This is a genomic window from Flavobacteriales bacterium, from assembly GCA_021739695.1.
GTDB lineage: Bacteria > Bacteroidota > Bacteroidia > UBA10329 > UBA10329 > UBA10329.
This window is the reverse complement of the sequence record JAIPBM010000014.1, coordinates 94,066-100,065: the sequence shown is the minus strand read 5'-3', so window position 1 is coordinate 100,065 and position 6,000 is coordinate 94,066. Positions and strand designations below refer to the sequence as shown.

Annotated in this window: 5 protein-coding genes; 1 reads left to right on the top strand and 4 read right to left on the bottom strand. The window is 50.0% G+C overall.

Translation table 11 applies throughout. The features are described 5' to 3' along the window. Nucleotides 1–255: 255 nt before the first annotated feature. Nucleotides 256–579: a helix-turn-helix transcriptional regulator gene (locus K9J17_10430; GenBank protein MCF8277142.1), complete on the bottom strand. Its 324-nt coding sequence runs from the start codon at nucleotides 577–579 to the stop codon at nucleotides 256–258. 358 nt (nucleotides 580–937) lie between these two features. Here K9J17_10430 and K9J17_10425 point away from each other — a divergent pair, with 358 nt between their 5' ends. Next, nucleotides 938–1,903, top strand: a complete 966-nt coding sequence (locus tag K9J17_10425; protein MCF8277141.1) for a carboxypeptidase-like regulatory domain-containing protein — start codon at nucleotides 938–940, stop codon at nucleotides 1,901–1,903. 14 nt (nucleotides 1,904–1,917) lie between these two features. Here K9J17_10425 and K9J17_10420 read toward each other — a convergent pair whose 3' ends face one another. Genes K9J17_10420 through K9J17_10410 form a run of 3 tightly spaced genes read right to left on the bottom strand, consistent with a single transcriptional unit; the run spans nucleotide 1,918 to nucleotide 5,885 of the window. Beyond that, nucleotides 1,918–3,516 (bottom strand): hypothetical protein, encoded by a 1,599-nt coding sequence (locus K9J17_10420; GenBank protein ID MCF8277140.1) that lies wholly within the window; start codon nucleotides 3,514–3,516, stop codon nucleotides 1,918–1,920. Further along, entirely contained in the window at nucleotides 3,506–5,146 is a 1,641-nt protein-coding gene (locus K9J17_10415; GenBank protein MCF8277139.1) for a hypothetical protein, read from the bottom strand. Before K9J17_10415 ends, K9J17_10420 begins: the two co-directional genes overlap by 11 nt. A gap of 55 nt (nucleotides 5,147–5,201) precedes the next feature. After that, nucleotides 5,202–5,885 (bottom strand): TonB family protein, encoded by a 684-nt coding sequence (locus K9J17_10410; GenBank protein MCF8277138.1) that lies wholly within the window; start codon nucleotides 5,883–5,885, stop codon nucleotides 5,202–5,204. Nucleotides 5,886–6,000 lie beyond the last annotated feature (115 nt).

Sequence of the window (6,000 nt, the reverse complement as noted above, 5' to 3'; positions counted from 1 at the left end):
ACGGGGCGCAAAAGCGAAGCGGCTTGTCCCGTTCAGGTCGGAGAGCGGGGAGGGTCGATGAGAATTCCAAGCCTTGATCTTTTGGTGCTTTTCTATCAAGAGAAAAGCACGATAAGAATCCCTTCATTACTTCATCCCCTTTTCGTATTTCCTCTTTTAGAATTTCGTGCTTCAAACCTCTTCATCCAGCACAATCACCAACTACCCTGTCACTCTCTCCGCGCCTCTGCGTGAAAAAACCCCGACCCAAGCACCCTAACCTATCTCCTTCAACTTCCTCAAGATCTCCTCCAGCTCCTGTGGGCTCTTACCCTCCAGCAGCTTCAGAATATTCGGTGCTTCCGATTTGCTGATCTCTGACAATACATGGGTCGGGTCGCCCTCCCAATCAAACAATTCGTTCGGAGAACATTTAAAGGTCTCGCACAACCGTGCAAGCAGGGTCAGCCGTATCAATTTCAAATTCCCATTGATCAGTTTACGGGCCTCTGCCTCCGTATATCCATGATGCTGCAAGTAAGACACTCCATGCTTAATGCCGCGCATCACAAGTTGGCGTTTTAAGTTCAGAACAAGCATGTTTCACCATTTTAACACCCTTTAAAACGTCAGAAATTGACAGCTAGTGCATCGCCAACGCTAAAAAAAGTTAAGCCATCGCGCCTTCCGTTCCCGCCATCTGGCCTTCCAGCTCCGAAACCACGGCTTTGCGTTCCGCCATCACGCATGTTCGTTTCGCCATCACGTCTTCAAGCCTCGCCAGCTATGCCTTCAGTCAAGCCATAACGGCTTCAAGCCTCGCCACCTACCCTTCATGTTCCGAAACATATGCTTCATCGTCAGCACAAAAAGGAAAAATCACTGCGCCCAAAATTTTCGCTGCAATACCAAAGTTTTTAAAGACATAACCGCCCATTGGGCATAAAAATTAGAAATCATGACAGATTCACAATCCAATCGCCTCGACATGTATATCATCGTCAACAACTTCTATTTGGCCAATCAGCCAGACATCGATGCGGTTCCTGCTCGCACAACCGCCTTTGGGCAGCTCCAGTCAAACATCGTTGCCATCAATAAACAGATCGGCTCTCAGTCAACCAACACCTCAGGTGTCGCGCAGGATAAGACCGCCCTCCGCGATACCCTCGATAACATGACCAACTCCGTATTGCAACCGTGCAAGGCATGGGCCATTGCCATAGGCAACAATACCTTGGCTGCCGAGTTCGACTACCCCATCAGCGAAATTCAAAAGATAAAGGACGATATCATGCAGGGCTTCTGCGAATACCGTATTGGCCTCGTCAGTGCCAACCTTGTTGCCATGGCAGATTACGGGATAGACCCTACGATCGTTACCTCATGGCAAGATGCCTTGAATGTCTACGTGGCCGTACTCGAAAGTCCTCGAGAAGCAGTGAATGCACGCCACCTTCATACCGAGACGCTAAAAGACCTCATCTCGCAGACGCAAGAGCTGTTAACACAACAGCTAGACCCGCTTATGATTCCCTTCAGATCAACGAACCCGGAATTATATAACGCCTACAAACAGGCACGCATCATCATTAATCGCAAAGGCTCTTCGGGTAAACCAATAACTCCAAAACCCAACTCCATCTACATCTCTGGCAACGTTTCTGACCTGAACACCTTGGCTCCTATCGAGAATGCCACGGTTTCAGCCAAATCATCCGGTACCGCTGCTTTCATCACCACCACTACCAATGCGGACGGAAACTTCAAGCTCGAGCTCACAGACATTCCAGATAACGGCATCTTCATCGGAACATTGGAAGCTTCTGCAACGGAGTATTACCCAGAATCTGTGGCAGTGGAACTTGGCGCAGGCAAAACCTACACTTACGATTTTAAACTGAACCTGATCGTGATTCCTTAGCCCAAGAAGCAGCGTCAAAAATCATCGAAGGGCCGCCTGATATCGGACGAGATACCGAAGAAGACGTAAAGCTCTTCGTTGCGATGGATGGCCGATTGCTCCACACGGCTGGTAAATCCGCCAATGAGGCGAAGGTCCCAAGTGGCATTCAGCACATATTCGGCACGCACCTGCCACAGGTAGAGATTGGTGTTCAGGCCATCGGCCATCTTATGACCGTATTCGCCACTCCGTTGTAGGTACGAGCGGTAAATGTTACCCCCAAAGCTGACGCTGTTCGTGTCGAGTCCGTAGTTCGAATAAATGAACTTGGCCTCTAGCAACCAATTGTTTCTGCGGTAGCGCAAAACGTTCACCGATTCGTAGAAATTGGCCCCTCGCGGATGCGCCAAAGGCTGATTGTAATGCCCGAAGTTCTGTTCTACCGTTACGTGCGTGTAGGTGAAAGGCCGCACCCAATTGAACTCAAACTGATAAAAGAGGTTCTTGAGCTTGAAGGGGTTCCAACCTTTGATACCCACCTGAAAGCCCTGCTTATTTCCCCAAAATCCTTTCTGCACGTTGCTGTCGTTGCGCGCGGTGATGTTCTTGAACACCTCATTCGATAGGAACTCATCCAAAATAAGCTGTCCGTAGAGATGGTTGTTCTTGCCAATGCGGTAACGGAAGTCGAAACCGAGCATCACGTTATCGGGCGAATTCAAGGAGAACTCAACCGGACGGTAAAAGATGATGGGGTTGATGTAATTGAGCTCGAAGCCCCGCTTTCCTGTAGAATCGGCTCCCTGCCAAATAATGCTTTCGTACAATCCGATGGTGAAACGCTTGGCAATGTTGAGCGAGAGGTAATGGAAGGTGCCCAACTTGTTGCGATACGCCCCAGGCCGCACATCCTTGTAGTTCACAAAGATGTTAACGTAGCGTAGGCGCCACACCCGCGTGTCCAATTTGAGAAAAGCCGCCTGATTGGCATTATCCGATAGGAACAGAGAGCGATACCCATTGCCGATGAAGAGCTTATCGTACCCGGCCTGCACATTAAAATGCTTGGAAGGCGAATACGAGAGGTAACCACTTGGGTCGAAGAAGGTGTTGAAGTAGCCCGTATTCTTAAAGCTTCCCTGTCCGGGGTCGACATTATTCACAGCCATGTAAGCCGCCATGTGCGCCACTGGGCGGAAAGCCCCACCACGCAAGGAAAAGTGCCCCAAGAAGTTCTTGCCGAGATAAACATTACCGCGCAGGCCACCGATCAGTTCGCTGGTAAACCCAGAGGCTGTTCCGTAGCGCGCCACACTGTGGTAGATCGGGTCTAGCTGCAGCCCGAACCACTTTTTACTGTAATCGAAGAAATGACCTTGCGAGAAGCGATGCAACGAAGAGCTATCGCGATGCTCGAAGCTTTGCAACTTGGCCTCACGCGCATCTTCCAGCTCCTGCCCCAGCACCCAAGGCTGAATGTTGCCGTGGAAATAAGGCGACCCGCTTCCCATTGCATCTTCTTGCAGGTAGGTCTCCAGCAAATAAGAATGCGGAACCACCAATCGCTGCGCAAAACCCAGCAATGGCAGCAGCGCCACAAACGTTATGACCGTCAGCTGTCTAAAAATCATGATAGATGTTTCTTATCATGGTTCGTATGCCAAAATACACATAGGCGTTCTGCTCCTTGCTGTAATCGTTCTTGGACAGACGATGGTTCAAGCCGATCAAGATCTGCAAGTTCGAAGCCCGATTCATCACATAGGCCAATTCCACCTTCTGATAGATGAGCGTGGTCTTCACGCCCTGCCCGATGGAGTTGCCGTAGGAGCCCGCTCCGTTCACTGCTTGCACATCCGACAGGAACACATCGTTCCCGTAGTTCCTGCCCACCGAATCGCGCCCCACAGAGGCCACACTTACGCGATAACTGAAACGCATATCGTGCCAGCGGTAGCCCAATTCGCCCACAAACTCGTGGAAATTGGCGCCCAAGGGATGCGCCAAGGGCTGATTGTAGTGCGTGTAGCTGGTAAGGGATGAATTGGTGGCGTAGGTGTATGGCCGGGCTGCGTTGTACTCCAACCTACCGAACAGATTGCGCACCCCAAAGGCATTGTAGATCTTAAAGCCAAGCTGCCAACCCAACTTCTGCCCCATGTAGCCCTTCTTTCCCAGTTTAGTGAAGTCCAGGTCGTCCATGGCCAATTGCCCATAAAAGGCGGCCTGCTTAAAAGGAATGAACTTCACGTTCAAACCTGCCAAGGCGTTATTCCCCGAATGGTCGTAGGCATACTGCACCGATCGGAACAGCGTAATGGGATTGAAATAATTCCAATTGAAACCGCCATTGCCCACACTATCGCTCTTAAAAACGACTCCTTCAAACAGACCTACTTGCAGGCGCTTGCCCACATTCACACTCAGGTAATGGAATGAAGCCCACTTCTTCTTAAACCCCGACTCGAAGGTGGAGAAGAGCCGCGTATCCTGCAGCTGCGTGAAAATGAAATCGTACTGGATCTTCCAAACGTTGGTACTCACTTTAAAATAGGGATAGTTGTAGGCCGCATCAGACAGCAACATCGAACGATAGCCCTCACCAATGAAAAAGCGGTCGTTGCCCAACTGAAAGTTCACGGCCTTTACGGGCGAATACGACACATGGCCCGAAGCCATCGAAAAGTCGAAGCCCTTTACCTTCACACCCAGAAAGCGATACAAGGCATTGTCAAACTGAAAATCCTTGATGCGCCCCTCCCCGGGCACCACCTGATTCTTATCTATCCATGTGTTGAGATAAGGCAGATACGTGGCCTGATTTTCCCAAAAAGTGGTGCTGAATGAGAGCGATCTGCCGATACTTCCTCTGAAGTTCAGTCCCTTGGTATTCACGGTCAGTCGCTCCTTGCTTACGGCATCCATCCCTAATTCGAGATTGAACACCGGATCGACATAAAGTTGATACTTGGCCGAATCGACCCTCAGCATACTCACCCGAAAGAGCTTCTTACCTACAAAGGTCCTCGAAAATTTGCCCTTGTGGAAGTTCTGCCATTGAATGGAGTCGTACGGACAGGATTGATTCATCTGCTTAACGCGAAAAGGCCGTAGCCCCGAATGGAATTCCGAACCCTTTTCATTCACAAAGCCCTCAAATTCCGTGTACTGCTCTTGATTGAACGGTAGGTTGTACTGCTCTTGGCCAAGGCTAGGAACAGCAGAAAGGATCAATATGACAAATGCTAAAAAAAGTCCCAAGCGCAAGGTGAATGGCTTGGGACAAAAGTATTACATAACGCGGTTAGGCAACCACCTATGGCGCAAGGGAGAAGCGGATGGGCAGGCGCAGGTACACATTCAGCTTCTGGCCGCCTTGCATTCCTGGATGAAAGCACTCGAGCATCTTCGCAACACGCAAAGCTTCGGCATCCAACCATGGGTCTACAGAACGGACAACCTTGGCATCGCGTGCATTCCCGTTCTTGTCTACCACAAACTCCACAATCACCACCCCAGATACCCCATTGTCCAACGGAATACGTGGATAGGTCAGGTTTTCGCCAAGGAACTTCATCATATCCTCTTCGCCTGTGCAATACTCAGGCATCACGGGTGCCCATTCAACCACCACTGGTTCCACGACCTCTTTATCTGGTGTCCGAATTCCAATGTTTGGATTCTCAACAATCATTTCATTCGTAAGCTTTGGCTCTTCTTTCCCTTCTTCGGTTACGGGTTTTTCAGTAATCTCTACGGGCTGCGGAATGGGATCGGCCTTTGGCAAGGCAGGCTTCTCAACCTTGGCCGTAGGTTCTTGCAGCGTTATCGGAATCCAGACCGTTTCGTCATCTCCGCTAGATATACCAGTATCGATTATAGGCAAGACATACGGTGTTCTCCATTCGAAGGAAACGAGGGTTACTGACAGGGCAAACATGAGACCGGCAGCGAGCAGCAACGGCCTTTTCTTCTCCAAAGGTGCTTTTGAGCTTTTCATTTTTGGTGGGATTAAAGGATTAGGTAAGGTTTTACCATCTGCGCGCTGCGTTTATACCCCAACGTGTGCCTCTCTTGGATTATTGCATAAAAAAATCCCGAGCTCTCTGGTAGAG